Raw genomic sequence first — 26,538 nt, 5'->3', positions numbered from 1 at the left:
GACCGACGAGAAAGAAGTGACGGAATGAATCCTTTCGATGATCCCGAGGGCCGCTTCATCGTGGTCGTCAACGACCGGGGCGAATACTCGCTCTGGCCGACGTTCGCCGAGGTTCCCGACGGGTGGCGGGCGCGCAGCGGTGAGCTGAGCCGAGCTGAGGCGCTGACTTTCGTCGAGCGCGCGTGGACCGACCCGCCGGGCTCCGGCCGGCGCCCCGAAGGCGGGGACGATGACTGACGCCCCCGAAATCCTCCGGCTGAGCCCGCTCCAAGTGGGGCTCGTCGCCTGGCACGACATCTTCGGCGGGGAAGAGGGGTACACCGTCGCCGCCGCGATGGACGTCGCCGGGCCGCTCGATCGCGGCGCCCTGAAGGAGGCGTGCGCGACGGTCGTCGGCAGGCACCCCCAGCTCTGCGCCCGGTTCCGGCGCCCGGAGGGGGCGGGCGCGGTCATGGCCGTCCCGCCGAAGCCCACCCTGACGTGGGCGGAACGGGAGGCCACTCCGGAGGACCTCGCGGCGGTCACCGACGAGTGCTGCCGCGGCGACTGGGATCTGGCGGGCGGGCGGACCCACCGGTTCGCCCTCATCACGGTCGGCCCCGACCGGCACCGCCTCGTCCTCGGGTTCCACCATGCAGTCATCGACGCCTGGTCGTTGGGCATCGTCGCGGAGGAGATCGCCACCGCCTACGGCTTCGGCGCCCCGGCATTGCCGCCGGCCCCCGCCCTGCGGGATTACGCGGCCTGGTTGGCCACCCAATCCGGGGAAGAAGACGCGGCATGGTGGCGCGATTATTTGGCGGGCCTCCCCGGCCCCACGGCGGTCGCCCGGGGCTCGGCCGAGGTTGTGGCGGAAACCGACGCCGACGCCGCCGACGCCGCCTCCCCGGCGCCGCGGACGACCGTGCGCGACCTGACCGACGCCGAAGGCTCCGACCTGGAGGCTGCGGCCCGGCGGCTGGGCATCACCCCGGCCGCGCTCGCCATCACCGCCTGGGGCCTCGTCGTCTCCCGGATGATCGGGGAGTCCGATTTTGTCCTCGGGGTCTCCATCGCGGGGCGGCCCGCGTCGGTCGCGGGGATCGACCGGCTCGTCGGTGCGCTCACGACGACGGTGCCCCTGCGGATCCGGCTGATCCCGGGGGAAGCCATCGGCGACGCGTGCCGCCGGGTGCACGCCGACCTCGCCGCCGTCGCGGAGCACGGCGCCCTGCCCCCGCACCTCATCGAGGAGGCGGCCGGGATCGCGGACCTGTTCGATGTGGCGGTCATCATGCACAACGTCCCCCGGCTCGACGGGCAGGCCGTGGAGCTTCCCGACGGCACCTCGTGGTCCGCGGTGGATCGCGACACCTACTCGCATTACCCGCTGGTATGCGCACCCGGCTCCGTCGGCGGCCGGTGGTACGTCGCCCTCGACGACGATCGCGGGCGACTGCCCGGGGCGTTCGACCCCGACGACGTGATCGAGCAGGTCCGGGAGGCGATCGCGTCGATCTGCGCCGACCCCGCGGGCGACTACCGCGGCCGGGGAGCCGTCCGCGAGGTCGTCGTCGCGGGCGGCGCGCAGGACGCGCACGACGCCGGCGACCCGGAACCCGGGAGGGCCGGGGGAATCGACGCGGCCGTGTGGGCCCGGGCGGCGGAAACCCCCGATGCCCTGGCGTTGTGGGCCGATGGCCGCTGGTGGACGTACTCGGAACTGGTGCGGTGGGCGCAGGGGATGGCCACCCTCCTGCGGGAGAAGGGCATCGGGCCGGGGGACCGGGTGGCGATCCGCCTGCCCCGCCGCGCCGAATACATCGGGAGCCTGTTGGCCGTGCTGCGGGCGGGCGCCGTCGCGGTCCCCGTCGACCCGGCGGCGCCGAGCGAGCGGAGCCGACTCATCCTCCAGCGCGGCGGGGTGCGGGCCGTGATCGGGGATGGCGCCGAGGGCCGGGACGACGGAGCCCGCGATGGAGCCGAAGCCGGGGTACGGCGGATTGTCCCCGTGGCCGTATCCGACGTCGAACCGGACGAGACGGTGGGCGAGCCGAGGAACCGGGCCGCCCACGACGACCCGGCCTACGTGGTGTTCACGTCCGGTTCGACCGGGGTGCCGAAGGGGGTCGTCGCCACGCACGGCGGCATCCTCGCACTGCACCGGAACCATGCCCTGCGGATCTACGGGTCCGTGGAGCCCCGGCACGGCCGGCTCCGCGTGGCGCACGTCTGGTCTTTCGCCTTCGACGCCGCATGGCAACCGCAGCTGGCGCTTCTCTCCGGGCACGAGCTCGTGCTTCTCGACGAGGAGACGCGCCGCGACCCGGACCGCGTGGTCTCCATCCTGAGGGACCTGGAGGTCGACATGATCGACACGTCGCCCTCCATGCTGAAGCCGCTGCGCCGGGCCGGGCTCCTCGAACGCGGGGGCCTGCAGATCCTCGCGCTCGGCAGCGAGGACATTTCCCCCGACGTGTGGGACGACCTGGCCGCGTGCGAATCCGTCGCCGTGCACAACTTCTACGGCCCGACTGAAACGACGGTCGAGGTGACCTCGGCGCGCGTGACCCCGGGCAGCCGGCCGATGATCGGCGAACCCGCGATCGGCACGCGCGCCTACGTCCTCGGCGCGGATTTCTCCTCCGTCCCCGCCGGCTGGCCGGGGGAGCTCTACGTCGGCGGGCCGCAGGTCGCCCACGGGTACATGGGCGACGCGCCCTTGACCGCCGCGCATTTCGTCGCCGAACCGGGGCACCCGGGGCGGCGGATGTACCGCACGGGCGACATCGTCAGGCTGACCGACGGCGAGGGCGGCCTCACCTACCTGGGGCGCGCCGACCGGCAGGTCAAGGTCCGCGGTCACCGCATCGAACTCGGGGAAATCGAGGCCGGGCTGCGCAGGTGCGGCGGCGTCGAGGATGCCGCGGTGACCACGGTGGACGACGCACTCGGCACGCGCGTCGTCGCGGTCGTGGTCGGCGACGCCGAGCCCGGGGAAATCCGCGACCGGGCGCGGAAAATACTGCCCCGGTACCTGGTGCCGGACAGGATCCTCGTCGTCGACGCCATCCCCCTCGACGCCAACGGGAAGACGCGGATCCGCGAGTTGGCCGCGGAACCCGGCGACGACGATCCCGGTCGGCGGGAACCCGTGACCGTGGCACAGCGCATCGTCTCCGACGCGATCCGCTCGCTGTGCGGCATCGAATCGGTGGGGCTGGACGACGAACTGCGTGCGATGGGAATCGACAGCATCTCGGTCGCCTCCCTCATCGCGGAGCTCCGCCGCCGCGGCGCGGCCATCACCATCCGCGAAGCATGGGAAGCTTCGACGGTCGAGGACCTCGCCCGACGTTTGTCCGGGCGATTCACCTCGGAGAAGGGTGATCGCGGGGAACCCGGCGACGTGTCGACGGGCGTCGCCGGCCCCCTCCCCGCGACCGCCGTCGACGGCCCGATGCTGCGGTGGATCCGCCGACGCGGCGAGTGGAAGAGTTACGCGCTCCTGCTCCCGCTGCGCATTACGGATTCGGTGACGCCGGAGCGGGTGCGCGGCGCCCTGGTCGCGGTGGCGCGGGCCCATCCCGCGCTGGCGTCGCGCTGGATCCCCCGCGACGACGGGACATGGGAGGTGATCCCCTGCTCCCCGCGCGTCGCCGTGTCAGTTCATCCGGAGCTCGCCGGGGAGAACATCGGCGATGCGGCGCGGAAGGCTCTCGCGGACCTCGACCCGGGAGAGGGCGTGCTCCTGTCCGCCGCGGTACCGGCTGAGCCCGATGCCGCGACCGTCGTCGTCTGCATCCATCATCTCGCCTGCGATTCCTTTTCCTTGCGGGTGATCCTCGAGGATCTGCGGACCGTGTGGGATCAGCCCGGCGAAACCCCGCCCGAGGAGTCGGCGACCCCGTTCGAATGGGAGGAGTGGCGCCGGTTCCCCGTGCCCGGGGCCGACGAGTACTGGGAATCGGTCCTGGGGCGTCTGACCACGCTGCCCCGCGACGCGGCACCGGCGACCTACGGCGAAACGAGGACGAAGGGAACGATAGTCCCCATCACCGCAGATCAGGCCCGGGTATGCGGCGAAAACGTCGTCCTCGCCGCCTACGCCTGCGCGTGGGCCGAGACGATGGGGGACGCGGAGCCGACACCCGTGTCGGTGATCCTCGAGGAGCACGGCCGGCGCGCGACGCGATCGCCGATTGACGAAAGGCCCCCGGTCGACGAAAGGCCCCCGATGGACGGACGTTCGTCCCCCGGGCCGCGGTCTCGCGGCCAGGTGCCGGACGTCGGCCGCACGGTCGGTTGGTTGAGCACCCTCTTCCCGCACGTCATCGGCGGGCAGGAGCCGCCGACGACGGCCGAGCTGCAATCGCCGGGCACGGTGGCCAACTGGTTGGGCGCCGTGGCGCGCGCCAGGGACGCCGTCGGCGACTACGGGCCCTCGGCCTGGACGAAAGGCGCGCTCGCGGACGACGGCGGCTGGGCCCCGGCGGACTCGCTCGTCGTGTTCCTCGGCCACACTTCCAGCGCCCTGGGCGGCGGAGGGACCGTATCGGCGTCGACCGACCCCGCCACCGCGGCGGCGCTGCCGACGGAGACCGCGCCGGGCATGGTCTGCCCGCACGCCGTCGAGCTCAGCGTGGGCGTCGACGTCCGCGCCGATGGCGCGGCGTTGTCGACCGTGTGGCGATGGCAGCCCACGATCGCCGATGACGTGGCGGAAGAACTGCGAAATGCGTTCCACCGCGCGGTCGCGCTGCTGTCCGGGGATTCGGGGGGCGGAGCCTGATGCACATCGGCATGCACGTCGACGTCCCCGGCGGAGCCCTGCACGTCGCCGTCGACGGGGAGGGCCCGCCCGTCGTCATGCTGATGGGCGCCGGGGCGCCCGGGCGGGTGTGGCAGGCCCATCACGCCCCGGCCCTCCGGGCGCTCGGGTACTCGACGTGGGTCGTGGACTGGCGCGGCACGGGGCGAAGCTCGCCGTGGGCCGCCGGGTATTCCTGGGCCTCCTGCGTGGACGACGTCGACGCGGTGCTCGGGGAAATCGGGCCCGGGCCGGCCGCGATCGTGGGTACGTCGATGGGCGCCCGCGTCGCCGTCCACCTCGCCGAGCGCAGGCCCGACGACGTGGCGGCGCTGGTGCTGCTGGCGTTGGGCGATGAGCCCGGCCCTGCCGGGGAACTGTACGCCCGGGCCGTCGCCCGGTACTCCGGGGAAGCCGGGCATGCGGGGCAGGCAGGGCATGCCGGACGCGACCGCGACGTGTGGGCCGCGATCCAGGCCCTCGCGCTGTCGCCGGCGACGCTGCGGGATCCGGTCCGGGGCCGCGATTTCGTCGACATGCTGACGATTTCGGAACCCCCGCGCGGTGCCTCCGCCCATTTCGGTTCGGCCATCGGCGCGGAACCCGTGGCGCGGGCCGCGGCACGGGTTCGGTGCCCCGCGCATGTGGTGGCCTTCGCCGACGACATCATCGCCCCGGTGGGCGCGGTGTCGCGGCTGGCCGCGGCATTTCCGCGGGGGACGCTCCGCACAGTGCCCGACGCCGGCCATCTCGGCTATCTCGAACAAGAGGAGGCCACGGCGGCGGTTATCGCGGACGCCCTCGCCGGGACGTTCCCGGTGCGGGGCCCGGCCCATCGGGAAGCGGCTGCCCGGGGATGACCCCGGGGCCGGGGCGGGCGCCGGGAACTCAGGACTCGATTTCCGACATGAAGGTGTCCCACACCTGGGGCAGGCCTTCGACGGTCGTCGGGTCCTCGCCGGCGGCGATGGCCGCGAGGTCGACCGCGGTGCCGAAGAACGAGAACGGCGTCGCGACGAACCAGAGTTCGCCGAGCGTCCGGATCCTCGTGCCCGTGAGGGATGACGCGGTGGGCAACTCGAACAGGGCGTCGGCGGTGTAGTACGTGCCCTCCGGGGCAACGATGAGGTCGGCGTCCTGCTCCGGGATCAGTTCGGGGGACAGGTCGACCCAGGCGGTGCCGGCGTCGCGCTTCTGGAACTCCGGGCGGTCGAAACCGGCGTCGGCGATGAGCGTCGAGCTCGGTGCGCCCGGCGGCATGGTGAAGTTCATGGTGCCGAAGGTGTTGCCGAGCAGCGACAGGGTGCGGCCGTCGGACTTCTCCCCGGCCTCGTCGAGGCGCTTCTGGATGGCCTCGATTTGTCTGGCGACGCGCTCCTCGTCGGCGCCGAGCAACTCCCCGTTCCTCTCCGTCAGTTCCCTCCAGTCGCCCGTGATGGGGAGCACGACGGTCGGGGCGATCTCCGACAGCTTGTCGAACTGCAGGCCGGTGGGGCCCTCGGGGCCGGTGCCCAGGAGCATGTCGGGTTCCAGCGCGTCGACTTCCTCCAGCGGCGGCAGTTCGACGGTCCCGACCTCGCGGAGCTCGACCCCGGCGCCCCTGAGGATCGCGTCGGCTCCTACGTCGGATGCCGAGGTGTAGACGATGGCGGGCTGCAGGCCTGCGGCGAGTGCGGCTATGCCGGCGTTTTCGTCGAAAGCGACGAGCGTGGTCGGCTCGATCGGGACGGTCGCCTCGCCCACTTCGTGGGTCACTGTGCGGGTGGTGCTCGAATCGGTTGCGCCTGTGGTTTCCGTCTCCGCGGAGCAACCTGCGAAAAAGAGGGCGGTGGCGGCGCCGCATGCCATGGCGAGGCGGGCGACTTTTCGGTTCATGAAGTTTTCCTTGATGTCGGTTGAACGGTGGCGGGCTGAAAGAACGGAACTCGATAGGCGAGGTAAGCGTCACCTTATATCAATGTGAAAGGCATGGCTAAGTTGGGGGGTGGAGGCCCCGCCGCGCCACCCCCGGGCCACCGCCGCGCCAGCGCCGCGCCACCGTGGCGCCACCGCCGGGTCTTCGGGTGCGGCCCCGCACCGTCCCCCGCCGGGTCTCCGGGTGCGGCCCCGCCCGGCGGCTCTGAGGTCGCCCTTACCGGAGATCCCACCATGAGGGGGCCGCGGCCCGCCCGTACTGCTAGACTCGCAGAGTCCAATAACGTCCACTATCAGCACTCCCGCGCGCGCGGACGTCCCGGTACCACCCGGGGCGGCTCCGCCCCGGCGCCCCGACCACCGCAAACGCCCACCGGCGCGCGGCGGGGGCCGTCGCAAAGCGGGTTCAGGAGGATGCACGTGCCTTCCGGTTTCCTGGCGGCCCTGCGCGACCCCGACCTGCGGAAGAAGATCCTGTTCACACTGGGCATGATCATCCTGTACCGCATCGGCGCGCAGATCCCCACCCCGGGCGTCGACTACCAGACGGTGGCGGCACGCCTTGAGCAGATCACGCAGGACCAGTCCAGCGTGTATTCGCTCATCAACTTGTTCTCGGGCGGCGCCCTGCTGCAGATGTCGATCTTCGGCATCGGCATCATGCCGTACATCACCGCGTCCATCATCGTGCAGCTGTTGACGGTGGTGATCCCGCACTTCGAGCAGCTGAAGAAGGAAGGCCAATCCGGCCAGGCCAAGATGACGCAGTACACGCGTTACCTGACGGTCGCTCTGGCGCTGCTGCAGTCTGCGGGCATCGTCGCCATGGCCGACCGCGGTGCCCTGCTCGGCGGCAGCCAGTCGCTGCTGGTCGAGGGGGCGGGCCTGTTCGACATGGTCGTCATGGTCCTGGTGCTCACCTCGGGTGCGGTGCTGGTGATGTGGTTCGGTGAGCTCATAACCGACCGCGGCGTCGGCAACGGCATGTCCCTGCTCATCTTCGCCGGCATCGCCGCGCAGATGCCCGCCGAGGGCGCCAACATCCTTCAGTCCGCGGGCGGCCTGGTGTTCGCCACGGTGATGGCCGCGGTGCTGGTGCTCGTCGTCGGCGTCATCTTCATCGAGCAGGGTCAGCGCCGCATTCCGGTGCAGTACGCCAAGCGGATGGTCGGTCGCCGCCAGTACGGCGGGTCGTCGACGTACCTGCCGCTGAAGGTCAACCAGGCCGGCGTCATCCCGGTCATCTTCGCGTCGTCGCTGATTTACGTGCCGGTGCTGATCACGCAGATCGTGCAGTCCGGGCAGGACAATCCGTCGCAGGACAACTGGTGGCAGCGCAACGTCATCCAGTACCTGCTGTCCCCGTCGAGCTGGCAGTACATCGTGCTGTTCTTCGCCATGATCGTGTTCTTCTCGTACTTCTACACCTCGGTGCAGTACGACCCGAACGATCAGGCGGAGAACATGAAGAAGTACGGCGGCTTCATCCCGGGCTTCCGCCCCGGCCGCCCCACCGCCGAGTACCTGGGCTACGTCATCACCCGCCTGCTGGCGGTCGGCTCGCTGTACCTGGCGCTCATCGCGGTGCTGCCGAACTTCATGCTCGATCTGGGCATCGGCGGCTCCCAGGGCGGCATGTCCGGCGGTATGTTCGGAGGTACGGCTCTTCTGATTCTCGTGTCCGTCGCGCTGACCACCGTGAAGCAGATCGAAAGCCAGCTCATGCAACGCAACTATGAAGGGTTCCTGAAGTAATGCGACTCGTTCTCCTTGGTCCCCCCGGTGCCGGCAAGGGCACCCAGGCCGCCATTCTCTCCGAGAAGCTCGGCGTCCCCCACATTTCGACCGGCGACCTGTTCCGCGCGAACATCGGCGAGGGCACGCCGTTGGGCCTCGAGGCGAAGTCCTACATGGACGCCGGCAACCTCGTCCCCGATGACGTGACGGTTCGCATGGTCGAGTCGCGTCTGGCGGAGGACGACGCGAAGGCCGGTTTCCTGCTCGACGGTTTCCCCCGCACGGTTCCGCAGGCCGATGAGCTGGAGCGCATCCTGAAGGATCTGGGCCTGAAGCTCGACGGCGTCGTGCAGTTCGACGTGTCGGAGGATGTCGTGGTGGAGCGCATGCTCGCCCGCGGTCGCGCCGACGACACCGAGGAGGTCATCCGCAACCGGATGCAGGTCTACGCCCGCGAGACCGCTCCGCTGCTGGACCACTACTCGGACATGATCATCAAGATCAAGGCCGAGGGTTCGGTGGAGGAGATCAACGCGGTGACGATGGCCGAGCTGGACAAGCTGAAGTAGGTCCCTTCCGGCGGTGCCGGGGCCCGGCGTCGCGGTGCTGCTTGACGACGATCCGGCGTGCGCGATGTGTCGCGTGCGCCGGTTTTTCATGCCCGGGTGGCGCCGTGGCGCGGGCGTGGGCGTGGTTTGTCGCGGGGCGGGGTAGTCTGGCCGATCGTGATCAGAATTCGACGCAAGCGCCCCTCCGTCCCCGCGAAGTCGCCCGCCGAGCTCGACGCCATGCAGGCCGCCGGCGAGATCGTCGGTCGCGCGTTGACGGCGGTGCGGGATGCGGCGGCGCCGGGCGTGACGACGCAGGATCTCAACGACATCGCCCACGAGGTCATCACGTCGGCGGGCGCGGTGCCGTCGTTTCTCGGGTACGAGGGTTTTCCGGCGTCGGTGTGCGCGTCGGTCAACGAGGTCATCGTCCACGGCATTCCCTCCCGTGAGCGGGTGCTGCGGGAGGGGGATCTCGTGTCGATCGATTGCGGTGCGGTCCTCGACGGCTGGCACGGCGATTCGGCGTTGACGTTCGGCGTCGGCACGCTGGCCGAGGACTGGGAGAAGCTCAACATCGCCACGTCCGAGGTTCTGGAGGCCGGCATCGCGGCGATGGTCCCCGGTGCGCGTCTGACCGACATCTCCCATGCGCTGGAGCGGGCGACGCGCGCGGCGGAGCGGCGTCACGGCATCGAATTGGGCATCGTCGACGGTTACGGGGGCCACGGCATCGGCCGTGAAATGCACATGGACCCGTTCCTCGCCAACGAGGGCAAGCCGGGCAAGGGCCCGGTCATCCAGGAGGGGTCGGTGCTCGCCATCGAGCCGATGCTCATCCTCGGCGGCGAGTGGGGATCGGACGAGCTCGACGACGGGTGGACCGTGGTCACCGCCGACGGTCAGCCGGCGTCGCACTGGGAGCACACCGTGGCGGCGACGGCCGAGGGCCCGCGCATTCTCACCCCGCGGCCGTAGCCGCCGGATCGCCGCGCCCGTAGCCCCGGACTCACAGGGGCAGCGGTGAAGGGTGCTCACCGGGTCTTTTCCCGGTTTTCGGGATAGGATGTCCCCCATGTCCGATTCTTTCTGGGAGTTGGCGATCGTCGCGTCGGACGCTCCCGCGGCGGCGATCCGACACCGGGGCAAGGTCACGCCGCTGGGCACCGGAAACCTGCCGGAGCTCATCGCGAAGGCCGCCGAACGCACCCCCACGACGGAACCCGCCACGCTCGTCCTCGTCCATCCGCGGTCGATGACCGTCGAGGTCATCGGCGGCTGGTTCGCGATGCTGTCCGAACTCGGCGTGCATTCCGGCACCGTGCGCACCGTCGCCGACACCGAAGTGCTGGCCACCGCCCGCTTCGGGGAAGGCGACTCCCGCGAGGTCATCGTCGGCGACGTATTCTCCGGCGAGGTCTACGGCCGCAGGGGAGCGACCGCGGGCTCCCATGAGCCGCTGGCCGTCGCCATGCCGCGGATGGTCACCGAGGCCGGCGCCCTGAAGACGTGGCCCGTGCTGGTCGGCAACGAATCCGGGTTCCAGCGGTACATGCCGCAGCTCGAGGGCAGCCACATCCGACCGGCGGCGTGCACCACCGAGATGCTCGCCGTCGGTGCCCTGGACCCGGATCGGCTGCGCACGATGATGGGCATGGAATCCCGTCGTCGCGCCGAACGGCGGGCGGCGCGGCAGGACGCGGCCCCCGCCCGGTCGAAGATCCCCTGGTGGTGGTCGCTTCGGCGGCCGGTCTTCGCGGCGCTGGCGGTCCTCGTCGCCGTGGTCGGCGTGATCGTCGCCTTCGACGGCTTCGAGGGTTCCGATCCCGACGCCACGGTCGATGAGGTCCTCGGCCCCGCGGCAGGCGGGGGCGCCGCGGGAGACGACGACTCCGGCCGTGATCCGGCGACGGTGCCCGCCGCCGCCGGCCCGGAGACCCGGTCGGCACCCGAGCCCGTCGCACAGGGAGCGGACATTCCCTCGGCCGTCGGGTACTACTTCGACCTCTTCGACCCGGTGCCGCTGTTTTCCTCGCTGAACAACTGCTTCGACGGCGAAGGGCGCAAGTACGAGAAGCTCTCGCTCTACTGCGCCGGACGCGGCCGGGAGCTCAACGACTTCGCGGCGGCCAACGGCCTGCCGGAGCTCGCCCGGCCCGACGCCCACGTGTCCATCCACTTCGACACCCGCAACACGCTGCCCGGTCCGGTCTCCCATCACCACGAGTGCCTCATCGACTACCAATATCCCCGCGACGACGCGGTCGACGGTGCCTGGGTGGAGGTCAGCGAACCCTGCGACCCCGACGATGAACGCTACGAGGGCCCGTGGCCCGAGGACGAGCAGGCCGACATCACCATCCACGACGTCCGGTACGTGTACGAAACCGATGAGGGCGAGCACCACCCGGTCATCAGGATCTACGGGTTGAAGGACCTCGCCGCCGTCGACGCGATCCTCGAGCACCTCGGCGTGGTGAAGTAACCCGGCGGACGCGTATCCGAACGGCCGTCGCAAAGCACCGCGGGACCCTGCTTTGCGACGCCGACCGCCGACCCCGCCACCCCGCATCGGAACCCGGAGAACCCGCATTCGCACACGGCGAAAAGGGTGACCGGTGCACGGGACCGCCGAATACCTGAAGTAACCTCAGGTACGTTGACCACGCTCGAGTGCGGCCCACGCGCCCACGCCCGAGCGCCGCCACCGCAGCCGCCGTGCGCCCGCATGCGCGGCCCCCGACCCCCATCGATCGAGGTCCGATGAACTTCACCCGCATATTCAACTCGCTGCTGTTCAAGATCATCGTGGCGATCGTGCTCGGCATCGGCTGCAGCTTCTTCTTCCCCGAATGGCTGGCCCGGGTGTTCGTCACCTTCAACTCGCTGTTCAGCGGCTTCCTCGGGTTCTTCGTGCCGGTGCTCATCTTCTCCCTGATCACCCCCGCGATCGCCTCCCTCGGCCGCGGCGCCGGCAAATGGCTCGGCGTCACCGTCGGCATCGCCTACGCCTCCACCGTCATCTCCGGCCTCATCGCCTACGCCGTCGCCAACGGCCTGTACTCGTGGCTCCTCGCCGACCAGGAACTCTTCGAGGCCGCCGACGTCGAAGCCGGTGGCCTCGCGCCGTACTTCACCATCGAGATGGAACCGCCGTTCGCCGTGATGTCGGCGCTGCTGCTGGCGTTCACCGTCGGCATCGCCATGACCGCCGTGAAGTCCGACACCCTGCAGGCCGGCGCCGAGGAGCTGCGCGCGGTGATCATGAAGGTCATCGAGAAGTTCGTCATCCCGCTGCTGCCGCTGTTCATCTTCGGCATGTTCCTGTCGATGGGCATGAACGGCAACCTCACCGAGACCCTGTCGGCGTTCCTGAAGGTCATCGTGCTCGCGACGATCATGACGTGGGTGGTGCTGCTGGTCCAGTACCTGCTCGCCGGCGCCTACGCGGGCGTCAACCCCTTCCGCGCGCTGAAGAACATGCTGCCCGCCTACTTCACCGCCCTGGGCACCTCGTCGTCGGCGGCCACCATCCCGGTGACCCTGAAGTCGACCCGCGCCAACGGAGTCAGCGAGTCCGTCGCCGGCTTCGTCGTCCCCCTGTGCGCCACCGTGCACCTGTCGGGTTCGATGATGAAGATCGGCCTGTTCGCCTTCGCCGTCATGTACCTCACCGGCGCGGAGCTGACCCTGGGCATGGCGCTCGGGTTCGTCCTCATGCTGGGCATCATGATGGTCGCCGCCCCCGGCGTGCCCGGCGGCGCCATCATGGCGGCCGTCGGCTTGCTGCAGTCCCAGCTCGGATTCGACGAGTCGCAGATCGCCCTGATGATCGCCGCATACATCGCCATCGACTCGTTCGGCACCGCCTGCAACGTCACCGGCGACGGCGCGATCGCGCTGACCGTCAACAAGATGGCCAGCGGCGACGTCGGCGGCGAGAAGTACGACGCCGCCCTGACCGGCACCGGCGGCGCAGGGGTCGAGGCGCGCTCCGGGCGCGATTAGCTTCGGAAAGCCGCAGACGCCGTCCGCCCGCTGCGTGGGCGCAAGTCTTGCCACGCGGCCGGGGACGGACTAGCGTGGGCGTCGCAGCGACCCCGAGGGAAACTGGCCTGCGGTGATTGGACCGCAGAGCGAAGACCCTCGGGGCATTTTTCTTCGGCAGAAGGGGAACTCGGTGGGGATGGGGCCGGAGTTGTTGGGGGCGGAGAAGTTCGGTTCGTTCGTCGACGAGTGTGGCGGGAACCAAGCTCAAGCCGCGAAACTCGCCGTATTCGATTTTCGGCTTGCCGGTGCTTATCTGCCTGCGCTGGCGGCGATGGAGTTGGCGCTGCGCAATCGAATCGCGTCTGCGCTGGCCGAGGAATTCGGGCCCGACTGGCCCGAACGCCTCGCGGCGGGCGACGTCGTGTCTTCATTGCGGTCCAGGCGAAAGTTGAACTTGCTCGATGAGCATGCGGACATGTTCCGGGAAGCCCGAGACCACCTTCGGCGGAAGGACCGTCCCGCAGAGGCCCCCGACATCATCGGGGCCACGAGCATGGGGATATGGGTCGGTTTGACGGGGCAAGGTGCTCCCCATCGAGCGAAATACTATGAGTCTCAGCTGTGGACGCCCGTGATCCGAAAGGCTTTCCCCGCGCTCGATGCCGCGTACGGCGGTCGGGTTCGAGGTGGCAGGTATACGTTGAGGGAGAGCCTCCACCACGACCTGAATCGGCTCCTCGATTTCCGCAATCGCGTGGCCCATCACGAGCGAATCACGCACCTCGATCACGAGGTGATCGTCGAACGACTCGCGCGTGTGATGACCGCCCTCGTCGAGATCATTCCCGTCTGCCTCGATGACCTGATTCCGATTCCCGATGAATGGTCGAAAAGGCGGATCAACGTCCTGCAGGGCGGTGCCCGGTGTTGACGAGCCGGTTGCTTCGGGCTGAGTCGCCGGTACCGGGGGAGGGCTGGGCCGGCCCACCGGAGCGGACCCCGGGGCGGGATGGCGGCGGGAGGGACCGGGCAGACCGTGGGACGTGACCAACCTCATTTTGAATAACCGCAGCTCGCCGGTAAGGTAGACCGCTGGCGAGGGACACGTGTGCCCGAGCCGCGCTGCGGCATTGCCGCGCAACGTAGCAAAGACATCAGCCAACGGGCCCATCACGGGGTCCGAGAAACGTGGAGGACATGGCTAAGGAAGGCGCAATCGAGGTTGAGGGCCGCGTCATCGAGCCCCTGCCGAACGCGATGTTCCGAGTGGAGCTGGACAACGGGCACAAGGTGCTCGCCCACATCAGTGGCAAGATGCGCCAGCACTACATCCGCATTCTCCCGGAGGACCGGGTCGTCGTGGAGCTCTCCCCGTACGACCTGGAACGCGGCCGAATCGTCTACCGCTACAAGTAAGACAGCATCCTCCACCGTCCTAGCGGGACGCGGCGTTCACCCAGGTGAGCGCGGGGAAGTGTCCGCAACCCCGGCATGAGCCGGGCGCGCGCACTCCCATGTCCCGTCAGTTCACCTCCGGCTACGGTGGCCGGAGCCCCGCGCTTTTCAGCCCGCCCACCCGGCGTCCGACCGGGCCACGGCGGGGTCTCGGGCGGGGACGGCAGTGGAGCAAACCACCGCACCAACCGGAAGGAAATTGCCTCATGGCACGCCTTGCTGGAGTTGACCTGCCGCGCAACAAGCGCATGCAGGTCGCTCTCACCTACATCTACGGCATCGGCCCCGCCCGTGCCTCCGAGCTGCTGGAGAAGACCGGCATCTCCCCGGATCTGCGCACCGACGATCTGACGGACGAGCAGGTCTCGTCCCTGCGCGACGTCATCGAAGCCACCTGGAAGGTGGAGGGCGACCTCCGCCGCGAGGTTCAGGCCGACATTCGCCGCAAGATCGAGATCGGCTGCTACCAGGGCCTGCGCCACCGTCGTGGCCTGCCCGTCCGTGGCCAGCGCACCAAGACCAACGCTCGTACCCGCAAGGGTCCGAAGAAGACGATCGCCGGGAAGAAGAAGTAAAACATGGCAGCTCCGAAGTCCGCCCGCGGCCGCCGTACCGGCCGTCGCGTCGCGAAGAAGAACGTGGCCCAGGGCCACGCCTACATCAAGTCCACCTTCAACAACACCATCGTGTCCATCACGGACCCGAAGGGTGCCGTCATCTCGTGGGCCTCATCGGGCCACGTCGGGTTCAAGGGCTCCCGCAAGTCCACCCCGTTCGCCGCTCAGATGGCCGCCGAGAACGCTGCGCGCAAGGCGCAGGAACAGGGCATGAAGAAGGTCGACGTGTTCGTCAAGGGCCCGGGTTCGGGCCGTGAAACCGCCATCCGTTCCCTCCAGGCCGCCGGCCTCGAGGTCAGCTCGATCTCCGACGTGACCCCGCAGCCGCACAACGGCTGCCGTCCGCCGAAGCGTCGTCGCGTCTAAGAGAAGGGAAAGAGGAGAACAAAATGGCCCGTTATACCGGACCCGCAACCCGCAAGTCCCGTCGTCTCCGCGTCGACCTCGTCGGCGGAGACATGTCCTTCGAGCGTCGCCCCTACCCGCCCGGGCAGGCCGGCCGCGCCCGCATCAAGGAGTCGGAGTACCTGCTCCAGCTGCAGGAGAAGCAGAAGGCCCGCTTCACCTACGGCGTCATGGAGAAGCAGTTCCGCCGCTACTACGCCGAGGCGAACCGTCGCGCCGGCAAGACCGGCGACAACCTCGTCATCCTGCTCGAGTCGCGCCTGGACAACGTCATCTACCGCGCCGGCCTCGCGCGCACCCGTCGCCAGGCCCGTCAGCTGGTGTCGCACGGCCACTTCACCGTCAACGGCAAGAAGATCAACGTGCCGTCGTTCCAGGTGACGCAGTACGACATCATCGACGTGCGTCCGAAGTCGCGCAAGATGCTGTGGTTCGAGGAGGCCCAGGAGGGTCTGGTCGACGCCGTCGTCCCGGCCTGGCTCCAGGTCGTCCCCGAGACGCTGCGCATCCTCGTGCACCAGCTGCCCGAGCGCGCCCAGATCGACATCCCGCTGCAGGAGCAGCTCATCGTCGAGTTCTACTCGAAGTAAGGCTTCGTGCGGGCGCCTCCCGGGCGTCCGCCGGACCCCTTCGACCCGGCTTTGCGACGACGACGCCGGGCGTCGTCACGCGAAACGCCGGGGACCCAACGCATCCCCATTCCCTAGGCGTCAAATAGCGGTCGCCACCAGGAGGATCACAGATCATGCTCATTTCCCAGCGCCCCACGCTCACCGAGGATTACATCGATTCCTCGCGCTCCCGGTTCGTCATCGAGCCGCTGGAGCCGGGTTTCGGCTACACCCTCGGCAATTCGCTTCGCCGCACCCTGCTGTCGTCCATTCCGGGCGCGGCGGTGACGAGCATCCGCATTGACGGCGTGCTGCACGAGTTCACCACCATCCCGGGCGTGAAGGAGGATGTCTCCGACATCATCCTGAACATCAAGGGCCTGGTGCTGAGCTCCGACTTCGACGAGCCGGCCACCGTGTACCTGCGTCGCGAGGGCGGCGGAGCCGTCACCGCGGCCGACATCGAGTGCCCGGCGGGCGTGGAGATCCACAACCCGGATCACCACATCGCCACGCTCAACGAGTCGGGTCGTCTGGACATCGAGATGGTCGTCGAGCGCGGTCGCGGCTACGTTCCCGCCCAGCCGAACTCCGGCGGCGAGATCGGCCGCATCCCGGTCGACCAGATCTACTCCCCGGTTCTGAAGGTCAGCTACAAGGTCGAGGCGACCCGCGTCGAGCAGCGCACCGACTTCGACAAGCTGATCATCGACGTGGAGACGAAGAACTCCATCACCGCCCGCGACGCCATGGCGTCGGCCGGCAAGACCCTGGTGGAGCTCTTCGGCCTGGCCCGCGAGCTCAACGAGGCCGCCGAGGGCATCGAGATCGGCCCGTCCCCGCAGCAGAGCGAGGACATCGCCGCCTACTCCATGCCCATCGAGGACCTGGACTTCTCCATGCGCTCCTACAACTGCCTGAAGCGCGAGGAGATCCACACGGTCGGCGAGCTCGCCGCCCGCACGGAGTCGGACCTGCTGGACATCCGCAACTTCGGCGACAAGTCCATCAACGAGGTCAAGGTCAAGCTCTCCGAGCTGGGCCTGTCCCTGAAGGACTCGCCGAACGACTTCGACCCGGGCGCCATCGAGGGCTACGACGCCGCCACCGGGGAATGGACCGAGGATGCGGAGGTCGGCTACGACGAGTAGCCCCTCAAGCGCACGCGACTTAAAAACACGAGGAGAATCCCATGCCCAAGCCCAAGAAGGGCGCCCGTCTCGGCGGCTCCGCTTCCCACCAGAAGAAGATTCTGGCCAACCTGGCGAAGCAGCTGTTCGAGCACGGCCAGATCAAGACCACCGACACCAAGGCCAAGCTGCTGCGCCCCTACGCGGAGAAGCTGATCACCAAGGCCAAGGGCGGCACCCTGGCGGACCGCCGCAACGCCGCGAAGCTGCTGAACGACAACTACGTCGTCCAGTACCTCTTCGACGAGCTGGCGCCGAAGTTCGCCGACCGCGAGGGCGGCTACACCCGCATCATCAAGCTGGGTAACCGCAAGGGCGACAACGCCCCGATCTCGCTGATCTCGCTGGTCACCGAGGAGACCGTCACCACCGAGGCGAACCGCGCGACCCGCGTCGCCGCGTCCAAGCAGGCCGAGGAGGCCAAGACCGAGGACGCCGCCGAGGAGGCTCCGGAGGTCGAGGCCGAGGAGTCCACCGACGCCGAGGCCGAGGCCGAGGCCACCGAGGCCGCCGCCGAGGAAGCCGACGAGAAGTAAACCCCCGCGGTTGACCTTTTCCGCCGAGCGCCCCGCCGCCCGTTGATTCGGGTGGCGGGGCGCTCGTCGTTTTTGCGTTGCGGCCGGTCGGCGGGGGATCATTGCCAATCGTGAACGACAGTGACGCGAATCTTCCCGATCGGGCCCCCGAGCTGGTGCGCCTGCGCCTGGACGTCGCCTACGACGGCACGGATTTCCATGGCTGGGCGGCGCAGGGCGGGCCCTCCGGGGCGTCGCTGCGAACGGTGCAGGGCACCATCGAGGACGCCCTGTCGAAGGTGTTGCGCCAGGACGCGCAGCTGACGGTGGCCGGCCGCACGGATGCGGGAGTGCATGCGTTGGCGCAGGTGGCGCACGTCGACGTCACCCGGGAGTCGTTGGACACCCGGTCCATCGGGGGCGATCCGGCCCGGTTGGTGCGGCGGCTGGCGCGGCTGTTGCCCGATGACGTGTCGATCCGGGCGTGTTCGTTCGCCCCGGAGGGCTTCGACGCGAGGTTTTCGGCTTTGCGACGTCACTACGTGTATCGCATCACGACCGCCGACTCGGGCCCGCTGCCGACGCGGGCGCGGGATACGGCGACGTGGAACCGCAAGGTCGACCTGGAGGTTCTGAACGAGTCGGCGCAAGTGCTCGTGGGCCTGAACGACTTCGCCGCGTTTTGCCGGCACCGGCCGAATGCGACGACCATCCGTGACCTGCAGTCCTTCGAATGGCGCGACGTGTCCACGGACGCCGAGCCGGAGCTGTACGAGGCCCGCGTGACCGCCGACGCCTTCTGCTGGTCGATGGTGCGTTCGCTCGTCGGAGCGTGTCTGGCCACGGCGGAGGGCCGACGCCCGAAGGGCTTCACCGAAGGGCTCCTCGACGAACGCGAAAGGTCGCCCCTGGTGCCGGTCGCCCCGGCGAAGGGGCTGGCGTTGGCCGGCGTCGACTACCCGGACGACGACGAGCTCGCCGCCCGCGCCACGAAGACCCGCGACATCCGCGTGCTGCCCGGCGAAGAACACCGCGCGGTGGGGAAGGGCTGCCCGGACACGAACCCATGGTTCGACGGGATGCCCGACCGTTAAACTGACCCGAGTCGGGGCATGACCGCGGGTGCGCCCGCGGAGCATCGGGCCCGCCGTCGTCGCTAGCCGCCGTCGGTGGCCCCACGACCGCTTCGCCGCCGCACCCGCGTTGCCCGCCCCACGTGCTTCACCCGCGTTCTTTCTCTTTCGACTCTCGTCACTTCGACTCTCTGCCCCCCGGAGGCGCTTCACCGTGATTTGGCCCACCATCGTGTTGGTCCTGCTGCTCGTCGTCCCGGGCGCGATCCTGGGCGGGGCCTCGGGACTGCGCTCGGGCTGGGCGCTTGCCCTCGGCCCCGCCCTCACCTTCGCCGTCACCGGCCTGGCCGGCTGGCTCTACGGCGCGATCGACGTCGGCTTCTCCACGCTGACCGCCGCGCTGGCGTGGGCGGCGATGATCGTCGTCGCCCTGATCTGGCGCCGTGTGTGGCAGAAACGGGCGGACGCGCAAGGGTCGGCGTCGTCAAGCGATGAACCCGGCGTCCTGCGCCGCGCCGTCATCGCGCTGCCCGCGGTGACCGGCGTAGCCGTGGCGTTCGTGACGCTGGCCTGGGCCTCCCTGTCCCGACTCGCCCGCGCACCGGGCGGCATCGAATCCATCCAGCAGTCGTGGGACGTCCACTGGCACGCCGCGGTGATCAAATACGCGCTGGATACCGGCATGGTGTCGTCGACGCGGATGGGCGAGATCCAGAACCTCGAAACCGGCGGCGAGATGTACTACCCGGCCGCCTGGCACGCCTTCGGCGCCGTCGTGGCCGAAGTCACGGGCCTGAGCGTCCCCGCGACGACGAACATCCTGGGGCTCGTCGCCCCCGCCCTGCTGCTGCCGGCGGGTGCCGCGGCGCTGGGCTGGCGGATGGTCGACCGCCGCAGCTGGACCGCCTCCATCGCCGCCGGCCTGGCCGCGGTGCTCACCACCGCGCTGCCCGTCATGGCACCCATCGGCGTCTACGTTGGCGCCTGGCCCTACCTGCTGGGCATCGCGCTGACGGGCGCGACCTTCGCCGTGCTCGCGTCGGCCCCGCATGCCCCGATCCGGATGTTCGCCGGAGCGCTGGCGCTCATCGGCATCGGGCAGCTCCACCCTTCGGCCGTACCGTCGACTGTGTTGCTGCTGGGGTCCTGGTGGCTGTTCGGCCGCGTGTGGCGGCCGGTGCGCCCCGAGCTCGGCGCATGGAAGTCCCGGTTGCGCGACGTCGGCCTGCTGGCGGCACCCGGCATCCTCGCCGCGGCGTTCCTGCTGCCGCAGTGGCTGTCGGCCTCGCAGCAGGCCGAGGACGTCCGCGCCGAATCCGCCACCGTCGACGTCGACCGCGCCGAGGCCTGGTACCGGGCGGCGGCGATGCTCACCCGCCACGCGGAGGACTACGGATCGATCAAGCCCGTCATCATCGTCGGGCTCATCGGCCTGGTCGTGCTCGCGGTGCTGCTGCGCCGGTTCTGGCCGGCGGTGTCGTGGCTCGTGTCGGTGGTGTTCACCGCCCACGCGATCAACACCTTCGGCGGGGTCATCGGCGACGTGCTGGACGCGTACACCGGCCTGCACTACTCGACGCCCCACCGCCTGGTCCTGCAGACCGCACTGCTGATCACCGCGGCGGGCGGCGCCGGCGTGGCCCTCATCATCGCGACGGTCGGCGAGTGGGCGGGCCGTCGTAAAGCGGCCCCCGCGCAGATCGACGCCGCCGAACCCGACGCCACCTTCGCCGACCGGATCACGCGGACGGCCCCGACCCCGGTGCCGGTGGCCGGCCTGCTCGTCGCGGCCGCACTCGTCGCGGGTTTCGTGCCGTGGGCGATCCACCGCATGGCGCCGATCAACGACCACGCGTACCTGCAGATCCGGGACAACCGCCTGACCAGCGACCGCGACCTGCGCGCCTTCGACTGGCTCGCCGAACAGCCCGAAGCCCACGAACACCGGGTGTTCACCAACCCCAACGAGGGCTCGGCGTGGATGTACATGCGCAACGACATCCCGACGGTGTTCCGCCACTTCGTGTGGCCCGACGCCGACAAGACCACGGCGACGTCGATGATCTACTGGCACACCGACAAGATCGGCTGGGGCGAGCCGTGGAACCCGGTCGCCGCCAACCAGGTGGACCTGGCGCTGAAGAAACTCGACGTGGGCTTCATTTACGTGTCGCCGCCGTACTTCTGGGGCGACCAGCGGATCAACATGCGCATGCAGGAGGGCGCCTGGTGGTCGCGGGGCCTGACGCCGGTGTACCGCGACGAGGAGGTCACCATCTACGCGGTCAACGCGGTGATCGCACCGGAGCGCATCGCCGAGATGCGCGAGGACTCGCCGATACCCATGCCGCCGATGACCACCCGCGGCGAGGCGGGCGTGGCCGAGCCGGGCGACCCCGATTACGACGACCCGCACGCGTGGGTGCCGGACTTCTCCGTCGCCTACCGCGGCGAGGGGTCGGTGTTCACCGAGGACGAGGAGCAGTTGACGGTGCGCCCGAAGTAGGCGGCGCACCCCCGCCCCGCCGCGTCCGTGACGTGCGTCACGGGGTGGCGGAAAGGGCGGGAAAAGACTGGGTTCACCGGTGTCGACCACGTAGGGTGGGTGATCATGCGCAAGTTCTCCATGTTCGCCGCCGTCGCCGCCACGACTCTGCTGGCGGTCGGCTGCGGCACCGACGGCGTGGACTCCGAGTCCGAGACCATCGCCGACACCTCGGCGCGGCCGTCGTCCACGGCCAGTGAGCTCGCGGAGCGCCCGGAGACGACCGAGGCGGGCGGCCCGACCATCGCCGATGTCCCGGATGACCGTTTCATGCCGCCGGGCGCCGACAACGCGCGCGTGTTCCGTCTCGCCGACGGGGCGACGGAATGCTTCGCCAATTCGCTCGGCGGGGACCCGTACCTGACGTGCCGCGCGAACTTCGCCGACCCGCCGATGGTCGAAAGCTACGAGGGGGGCCGGGTTCCGGCCAACGCGGTGACGTGGTCGCCGGGTGCGGCGCCGACGTTCGCGCACATGAACTTCCCGGACAACGGTTTCGCCCCGGAGACCCTGCACCCCTATGAGCGGGTGTCGATGTTCGGTTTCGCCTGCACGGCGTACGGGGCGGCGACGGTGGAGTGCTCGGGTCCGGGCGGCAGCGCCTCCCTCGACGCCGGTTCCGTCACGGGTGCGGCCATTCCGGAGCTTCCGGAGGAGCCGGCGCCCGCCCCCGAGGACGATCCCGCCCCGGAGGGGCCGGCGCTGCCCGACGTCGAGCTTCCCGGCCTGGGCGACGTTCTCGGCCCGCGCGCAGGCGAGTAGGAACCGCTTTACGACGACGCCCGTCACGCCCGCGCCGCGAGGATCGGCAGGGGCCGTACGGGCGTTTCGTCGTCTCCGACGGTGAGATGCCAGGCGTGCTCGCCGATGGTCAGGCTCGGCGTCGGCACCGAATCCGGGGTCGGCGGGGAGGGGATCGGGCCGTCGTGAAGCACGATCGTCGCGGTGGTCGCCGCCCCGTCCACCCGTGCCCCGCGGTCGAGGACGACGACGTCGAGGGTCGGGTCGCCCGCCGCGGTGGTCAGCACCGCCCCATGGTCGAGGAGGGGCGCGAAGTGCCGCGGGCGATGGGTGCGGATGCCCAGGCGCGCGCCCGTGATCAGCGTGGGCACCAACAGGTCCGCCAGGCGGGCGGGATCCGCGGCGACGTCGAGGCGTTCGATGGACGGCAGCGCCATCACCAGCGGCGCCCCGTCGCGGGTGGTGCCGACCAGCTGTGCCGGGGCGGCGGGGACGTCGACGTCGTGGGCGGGGGTGAACCACAGGTGCGGGCGGCGAACGTGGCTGCGGCCCGGAGCGCGGGCCAGCAGGCGTTGGGCCTCGGTCGCGGCGTCGCGGTCGAACTCGGAGTCGGACAGCGGCCGCGCCCGCAGGCCCAGCAACCCCAGCCGGTGGATGAAGAAATCCAGCCGCGGCCGGTCGTGTTCGGGCGGGCCGCCGACGAGGACCGACGTCCACCGGGCCTCCGGCACCCCCAGCTGATCGGCGAAGCCCCGGTAGCGGTGCCCGGCTTCACCCGTCGGGCGGGCGGTGGAGCGGTGCACCGACACGACGTCGACGGGCACGGGGCATTCGGCGACTGCGTCGACCAGCGCCGACATCGGCAGGACGTCCGTCGTCGCGGCGACGACGCGGGCACCGGCGGTCGGAGCGGGATGAGGCCCCCGCCACCGATCGCGCAGGGCCCGGCCGCGCACCGGGGCGTGCGTCCCGGCGACGATCAGCGCCGCGCCCCCGACCAGCAGCGGAGCCGCGTTGGCCCCGACGAATTCCGTGATTACCGACCATGCCATGTGCCCACCCCGGCCCGTTCGCCCCTCGTCGATGCGGTGCACCCCCGCACCGCGGGCCGCCCGGTCGGCGGCCGTCGACGGGCAGCCTAGCGTCGGCTGGCCTAGGCTGCCGTGCGAAGACCATGGGTGCCGACGATTCGGGGGGAACGTCACATGCCTCGCACTCCGACCACGCCCGCGCAGATCAGCGGGCACCGTTTTCTCGTCCGCAGGGTGGAGCACGCCCTGGTGCGGGCCGACGCCCGGATGCTCCACGATCCGCTGCGCACCCGGGGGCGTGCGGTGGCGGCCGGTGCGGCGCTGCTGGTGCTGGTGCTGGCGGGCACGGTGATCCTCGGCCTGATCCGCCCCCGCGATGGTGCGGCCGACGCCGATCTGCTGCTCGTGCGGGATACGGGCGCGTTGCACGTGCGCATCGACGACCGCGTCCATCCCGTGGCGAATCTGGCGTCGGCGCGGTTGGTGCTGGGACAGCCGGCGGAGGCCGTGCGGGTGGGCCCCGACGCTCTTGCGGGGATTGCGGCGGGGCACCCGGTGGGCATTCCCGCGGCACCGGACATCGCGGCGGGCGACCCCGCGTCCGCGCCGCCGTCGGTGGGGGTGTGCGAGGAGGCGGCGCCCGGCCTGCACGAGCCGGTCCTGGTGCGTTCGACGGTGGTTCGGATGGGGGAGCTGCCCGCCGGCGGGGCGTCGGCGCTGGTCACCGATGGTGAGGCGACGTGGCTGGTCCACGATGGCCGGCGGGCGCGCATCGATGTCGGCGACCCGGTGCTGTCCCGGGCCCTCGGGTTGGCGGCGGCGCCGGTGCGTCCGGTCGGCGCGCATCTGCTCGCAGCCATTCCGGAGCGCGGCCCCGTGACGGTCCCGCACGTTCCGGGCCAGGGAGATCCGTCCGGTTTTCCCGCCCCGTTCGACGTGGTTGGAACGGTGGTCGCGGTGGGGCAGCGTCGGGTGGTGGTGCGCGACGACGGTGCCGTGGACGTCGCCCCGGTCGTCGCGGACGTGCTCGCGGCGGGCGGAGGGGTGCGGACGGCCACCGAGGTCGAGCTCGCCGGGATCCCCGTGGCCGCCGGCATCGATGCCGGCGGTCTGCCCGGGGAGATCCCCGACTGGGCGCCGGCGGAGGGCTGGTTGTGCGTCGACGCCGACGCGGAGACGACCACCGTGACCCACGGGCGGGCGCCGCACGACGTCGTCCCGTACCCGGGCGCCGACGGGACCGGACCCGGCGTAGACGGCTTTTCGTCGCCGCTGCGGTCGACGACGGCGGTGGACACCGGAGGCGGCGTGCATTTGGTTTCGGCGGGCGGGGCCCGGCACCTGGTGGAAAACCGCGGCGCGCTGGCTGCGCTGGGCTATCCGTCGACGGTCGCGGTGCCGTGGCGGGTGCTCGCGGCATTCCGGGAGGGGCCCGAGCTCACGAAGACCGCCGCATTGGCCGCGATCTGACCGCATTCCCGGCGGCACCGCCGGTTGTCCCGTCCCGGCCGACTGCGCCGTCGCGGATGGCTCCGCTGGACCATGCCGCACGGGCCACCTCCGCGATGACGGCCATGGTCCCGAGGGCGGCGATACGGTGCGAGGGCACGTGATCGACTGCCGGGGGCGGCGTCGGCGCTGATGCGGCACCCGTCGTCGCATCGCCCTCGTCGGCGCGGATGCCGCGGTCGATGCCGGTGCGGGCCACCGCCGCCACGGGATCGACGACGCCCGCGCCGACGCCCACGGTGGTCGCGGCGGGCGACGCGGTGTCGGCGATGATCCGGCGCACCTGCGTCGGCGACAGCGACGGGTCACGCGAAAGGATCAACGCCGCCGTGCCCGACACCAGGGGCGCCGCGAAACTGGTGCCCGCGATCGGCGACGTGCGCGAGTCCGTGACGTGCAGGTCGGCGATGGTTTCTCCGTCCGGGGAAGGGCCGACGACGGGGCCGCCGGGTGCGGCGACGTCGACCCAGTCCGCGGTGAGCGCGTACCCGGCCGGGGCGTGGTCGGCGTCCGGCTCCGGGAAGACGTCGACGGCCGTGACGGCGATGACCTCCTCGAGGATCGCCGGCCAGGCCACCGCGCCGTCCGGGCAATCTCCGCCGGCGTTGCCCGCCGCCGCGACGACGACCGCCCCGGCTTCCTCGGCGCGTTGCACGGCGGCCGTGACCTCCGGCGCGCCGGGCGGGACGGTGCCGGCAGGCGCGCACGAGGTCAACGAAATGTTGATCACCCGCGCCCCGCCCCGCACCGCGGAATCGATGGCGTCGGACAACGACAGCAGCGTGCCCGCATCGCCGGTGGTGTGGCGGATGGACAACACCGCCGCGCCGGGTGCGACGCCGGCGAAGGAATCCCCGCCCGGACGACCGGCCGCCAACCCGGCGACGAACGTGCCGTGGGCGTCGCAGTCGTGGAATGCGTCGGCGGTGCCCGTCACGTCGCCGCCGTCGATGACACCGCCCAACCGCGGGTGATCGGCCACCCCGGTGTCGATGATCGCGATGGTGACGCCCGCCCCGTCGGACACCTCCCACGCGTCGCGGAACCGCAGCGCCCGCTCGGCGACGGTCGGCTCGGCCACGATCGCCGGCGACGACGCCCCGGTGCCCGTGCAGCGGGCCTGGGCCGAGACGTCGGAGGGGAGAAGACAGGCCGTCGTCACGCAGAGAAGACCCGCAGACCAGGCGACGGCGCCCCGGACCCTCACCGGATCAGCCCCGCGGCGAGATCCGGAATACCGGCGACCACCGCCGCCAACGGCAGGGACACCGTGATGGCCACGGCCTCGATGAGCTCCAGAACCCGCCGCATCGTCGGGGTGACCCGACTCGACGGCACCGCCGTCACGGCCGTCGCCGCCAGCAACGGCGCGCACACGAGCAACGCCACCGGCCACCGCCCCGCGTCCCACTGCGACACCGCGACCCCGATGAGCAGCGACGCCCCCGCGCAGGCCAAGGCGGCGGAGGGAATGATCCGGGCATGACCGCGCGACTGGATCAGGCACAGCACCGTCACCGCGGCGAGCAACCCCAGCGCCCAGCCGCCGGGGGAGCCCACCGCGATCGGGGCGGCCGCCGCGACGAGGACGATTGACGCGCCGGCGACCGTCCCATCGAGGAAGCGGCCCGCGCGTGACGCGATGACGTCGACGGGATCATCGGGGTCGGGATCATCCGGAAACGGTTCGCCAGCTGCGGGAATGCGCGGCACCCGCACCCCGGCCGCCGCCACGCACATGCCGGGGGCCGCGGCCAGGACGATGACGATCAGCGCCATGGTCACTGCGGCGGCGGGCCCGGCCTCGGCGAACCACCGCAGGGCGGCGGCGAAACCGGCGGCGCCCAGGGCCAGCGTCGCCCCGCCCG

23 protein-coding genes are annotated in these 26,538 nt (G+C 70.7%); 19 read left to right on the top strand and 4 right to left on the bottom strand.

Going from position 1 to position 26,538, the window contains the following annotated elements:
* The first annotated feature begins 24 nt into the window (after window positions 1-24).
* The 3 genes from HMPREF3121_RS00900 to HMPREF3121_RS00890 are packed head-to-tail and all read left to right on the top strand — an operon-like array spanning window position 25 to window position 5,649.
* Window positions 25-237 (top strand): MbtH family protein, encoded by a 213-nt coding sequence (locus HMPREF3121_RS00900; protein WP_070519151.1) that lies wholly within the window; start codon window positions 25-27, stop codon window positions 235-237.
* Window positions 230-4,771, top strand: coding sequence for a non-ribosomal peptide synthetase (locus tag HMPREF3121_RS00895; protein ID WP_083291125.1), 4,542 nt, complete (start codon window positions 230-232; stop codon window positions 4,769-4,771). Before HMPREF3121_RS00900 ends, HMPREF3121_RS00895 begins: the two co-directional genes overlap by 8 nt.
* Window positions 4,771-5,649 (top strand): alpha/beta fold hydrolase, encoded by an 879-nt coding sequence (locus HMPREF3121_RS00890; RefSeq protein WP_070519149.1) that lies wholly within the window; start codon window positions 4,771-4,773, stop codon window positions 5,647-5,649. The genes HMPREF3121_RS00895 and HMPREF3121_RS00890 overlap by 1 nt, the downstream gene beginning before the upstream one ends.
* Before the next feature lie 28 nt (window positions 5,650-5,677).
* Here the strand turns inward: HMPREF3121_RS00890 and HMPREF3121_RS00885 are convergent, their stop codons facing one another.
* Complete coding sequence (locus HMPREF3121_RS00885) at window positions 5,678-6,544, bottom strand: ABC transporter substrate-binding protein (RefSeq protein WP_168161338.1); 867 nt, start codon at window positions 6,542-6,544, stop codon at window positions 5,678-5,680.
* A gap of 594 nt (window positions 6,545-7,138) precedes the next feature.
* Between HMPREF3121_RS00885 and secY the strand changes: the two genes are divergently transcribed.
* The 15 genes from secY to HMPREF3121_RS00810 all read left to right on the top strand — a co-directional run bounded on the left by secY (window position 7,139) and on the right by HMPREF3121_RS00810 (window position 22,151).
* Entirely contained in the window at window positions 7,139-8,458 is a 1,320-nt protein-coding gene (gene secY / locus HMPREF3121_RS00880) for a preprotein translocase subunit SecY (RefSeq protein WP_371327298.1), read from the top strand.
* Complete coding sequence (locus HMPREF3121_RS00875; RefSeq protein ID WP_070519147.1) at window positions 8,458-9,009, top strand: adenylate kinase; 552 nt, start codon at window positions 8,458-8,460, stop codon at window positions 9,007-9,009. Before secY ends, HMPREF3121_RS00875 begins: the two co-directional genes overlap by 1 nt.
* A 159-nt stretch (window positions 9,010-9,168) precedes the next feature.
* On the top strand, window positions 9,169-9,966 hold the full coding sequence (gene map, locus HMPREF3121_RS00870) for a type I methionyl aminopeptidase (protein WP_141742905.1): 798 nt from the start codon (window positions 9,169-9,171) through the stop codon (window positions 9,964-9,966).
* A gap of 97 nt (window positions 9,967-10,063) precedes the next feature.
* Window positions 10,064-11,473, top strand: coding sequence for a hypothetical protein (locus tag HMPREF3121_RS00865; protein ID WP_070519145.1), 1,410 nt, complete (start codon window positions 10,064-10,066; stop codon window positions 11,471-11,473).
* Between the two features lie 278 nt (window positions 11,474-11,751).
* Window positions 11,752-12,996, top strand: coding sequence for a dicarboxylate/amino acid:cation symporter (locus HMPREF3121_RS00860; protein WP_070519143.1), 1,245 nt, complete (start codon window positions 11,752-11,754; stop codon window positions 12,994-12,996).
* A gap of 112 nt (window positions 12,997-13,108) precedes the next feature.
* A complete protein-coding gene (locus HMPREF3121_RS00855; protein WP_141742904.1) occupies window positions 13,109-13,909 on the top strand; it encodes an Abi family protein in 801 nt (266 codons plus the stop codon).
* A 266-nt stretch (window positions 13,910-14,175) separates the two neighbouring features.
* On the top strand, window positions 14,176-14,394 hold the full coding sequence (gene infA / locus HMPREF3121_RS00850) for a translation initiation factor IF-1 (protein ID WP_070519139.1): 219 nt from the start codon (window positions 14,176-14,178) through the stop codon (window positions 14,392-14,394).
* Window positions 14,395-14,639: 245 nt separating this feature from the next.
* Complete coding sequence (gene rpsM / locus HMPREF3121_RS00845; RefSeq protein ID WP_035121273.1) at window positions 14,640-15,008, top strand: 30S ribosomal protein S13; 369 nt, start codon at window positions 14,640-14,642, stop codon at window positions 15,006-15,008.
* Window positions 15,009-15,011: 3 nt separating this feature from the next.
* On the top strand, window positions 15,012-15,416 hold the full coding sequence (rpsK, locus tag HMPREF3121_RS00840; protein ID WP_035121271.1) for a 30S ribosomal protein S11: 405 nt from the start codon (window positions 15,012-15,014) through the stop codon (window positions 15,414-15,416).
* A 23-nt stretch (window positions 15,417-15,439) separates the two neighbouring features.
* Entirely contained in the window at window positions 15,440-16,045 is a 606-nt protein-coding gene (rpsD, locus tag HMPREF3121_RS00835) for a 30S ribosomal protein S4 (RefSeq protein ID WP_035121268.1), read from the top strand.
* A 155-nt stretch (window positions 16,046-16,200) separates the two neighbouring features.
* Window positions 16,201-17,217 (top strand): DNA-directed RNA polymerase subunit alpha, encoded by a 1,017-nt coding sequence (locus HMPREF3121_RS00830; RefSeq protein WP_070519137.1) that lies wholly within the window; start codon window positions 16,201-16,203, stop codon window positions 17,215-17,217.
* A 41-nt stretch (window positions 17,218-17,258) separates the two neighbouring features.
* Entirely contained in the window at window positions 17,259-17,792 is a 534-nt protein-coding gene (gene rplQ, locus HMPREF3121_RS00825; protein ID WP_070519136.1) for a 50S ribosomal protein L17, read from the top strand.
* Between the two features lie 110 nt (window positions 17,793-17,902).
* The gene (gene truA, locus HMPREF3121_RS00820; RefSeq protein ID WP_224371237.1) at window positions 17,903-18,865 is read left to right on the top strand and encodes a tRNA pseudouridine(38-40) synthase TruA; all 963 of its coding nucleotides are present in this window, start codon (window positions 17,903-17,905) and stop codon (window positions 18,863-18,865) included.
* A gap of 193 nt (window positions 18,866-19,058) precedes the next feature.
* Window positions 19,059-21,350, top strand: a complete 2,292-nt coding sequence (locus HMPREF3121_RS00815; protein WP_070519134.1) for a DUF6541 family protein — start codon at window positions 19,059-19,061, stop codon at window positions 21,348-21,350.
* A 105-nt stretch (window positions 21,351-21,455) separates the two neighbouring features.
* Window positions 21,456-22,151 (top strand): hypothetical protein, encoded by a 696-nt coding sequence (locus HMPREF3121_RS00810; RefSeq protein ID WP_141742903.1) that lies wholly within the window; start codon window positions 21,456-21,458, stop codon window positions 22,149-22,151.
* Window positions 22,152-22,174: 23 nt separating this feature from the next.
* Here the strand turns inward: HMPREF3121_RS00810 and HMPREF3121_RS00805 are convergent, their stop codons facing one another.
* On the bottom strand, window positions 22,175-23,182 hold the full coding sequence (locus HMPREF3121_RS00805; RefSeq protein ID WP_070519130.1) for a hypothetical protein: 1,008 nt from the start codon (window positions 23,180-23,182) through the stop codon (window positions 22,175-22,177).
* 153 nt (window positions 23,183-23,335) lie between these two features.
* On the opposite strand from HMPREF3121_RS00805, the gene eccB reads away from it, so the two are divergent.
* Complete coding sequence (eccB, locus tag HMPREF3121_RS00800) at window positions 23,336-24,631, top strand: type VII secretion protein EccB (RefSeq protein WP_070519129.1); 1,296 nt, start codon at window positions 23,336-23,338, stop codon at window positions 24,629-24,631.
* Here eccB and HMPREF3121_RS00795 read toward each other — a convergent pair.
* Together HMPREF3121_RS00795 and eccD are read right to left on the bottom strand one after the other, a co-directional pair.
* Window positions 24,600-25,832, bottom strand: coding sequence for a S8 family serine peptidase (locus HMPREF3121_RS00795; RefSeq protein WP_168161337.1), 1,233 nt, complete (start codon window positions 25,830-25,832; stop codon window positions 24,600-24,602). The two genes, eccB and HMPREF3121_RS00795, sit on opposite strands and share 32 nt — an antisense overlap.
* 41 nt (window positions 25,833-25,873) lie before the next feature.
* Window positions 25,874-26,538 (bottom strand): type VII secretion integral membrane protein EccD (gene eccD / locus HMPREF3121_RS00790; protein ID WP_070519127.1); only part of this gene is annotated, 665 nt, incomplete at its 5' end.

It is taken from the genome of Corynebacterium sp. HMSC11E11, assembly GCF_001807025.1.
Taxonomy (GTDB): Bacteria; Actinomycetota; Actinomycetes; order Mycobacteriales; family Mycobacteriaceae; genus Corynebacterium; species Corynebacterium freneyi.
The sequence above is the reverse complement of the archived record's forward strand: the minus strand, read 5'-3'. Positions and strand labels throughout refer to the sequence as shown.

Coding starts and splice junctions, on each gene's coding strand:
- HMPREF3121_RS00900 (WP_070519151.1), top strand. CDS start 25: ATGAATCCTTTCGATGATCCCGAGGGCCGCTTCATCGTGGTCGTCAAC.
- HMPREF3121_RS00895 (WP_083291125.1), top strand. CDS start 230: ATGACTGACGCCCCCGAAATCCTCCGGCTGAGCCCGCTCCAAGTGGGG.
- HMPREF3121_RS00890 (WP_070519149.1), top strand. CDS start 4,771: ATGCACATCGGCATGCACGTCGACGTCCCCGGCGGAGCCCTGCACGTC.
- HMPREF3121_RS00875 (WP_070519147.1), top strand. CDS start 8,458: ATGCGACTCGTTCTCCTTGGTCCCCCCGGTGCCGGCAAGGGCACCCAG.
- HMPREF3121_RS00865 (WP_070519145.1), top strand. CDS start 10,064: ATGTCCGATTCTTTCTGGGAGTTGGCGATCGTCGCGTCGGACGCTCCC.
- HMPREF3121_RS00860 (WP_070519143.1), top strand. CDS start 11,752: ATGAACTTCACCCGCATATTCAACTCGCTGCTGTTCAAGATCATCGTG.
- infA (WP_070519139.1), top strand. CDS start 14,176: ATGGCTAAGGAAGGCGCAATCGAGGTTGAGGGCCGCGTCATCGAGCCC.
- rpsM (WP_035121273.1), top strand. CDS start 14,640: ATGGCACGCCTTGCTGGAGTTGACCTGCCGCGCAACAAGCGCATGCAG.
- rpsK (WP_035121271.1), top strand. CDS start 15,012: ATGGCAGCTCCGAAGTCCGCCCGCGGCCGCCGTACCGGCCGTCGCGTC.
- rpsD (WP_035121268.1), top strand. CDS start 15,440: ATGGCCCGTTATACCGGACCCGCAACCCGCAAGTCCCGTCGTCTCCGC.
- HMPREF3121_RS00830 (WP_070519137.1), top strand. CDS start 16,201: ATGCTCATTTCCCAGCGCCCCACGCTCACCGAGGATTACATCGATTCC.
- rplQ (WP_070519136.1), top strand. CDS start 17,259: ATGCCCAAGCCCAAGAAGGGCGCCCGTCTCGGCGGCTCCGCTTCCCAC.
- HMPREF3121_RS00810 (WP_141742903.1), top strand. CDS start 21,456: ATGCGCAAGTTCTCCATGTTCGCCGCCGTCGCCGCCACGACTCTGCTG.
- HMPREF3121_RS00805 (WP_070519130.1), bottom strand. CDS start 23,182: ATGGCATGGTCGGTAATCACGGAATTCGTCGGGGCCAACGCGGCTCCG.
- eccB (WP_070519129.1), top strand. CDS start 23,336: ATGCCTCGCACTCCGACCACGCCCGCGCAGATCAGCGGGCACCGTTTT.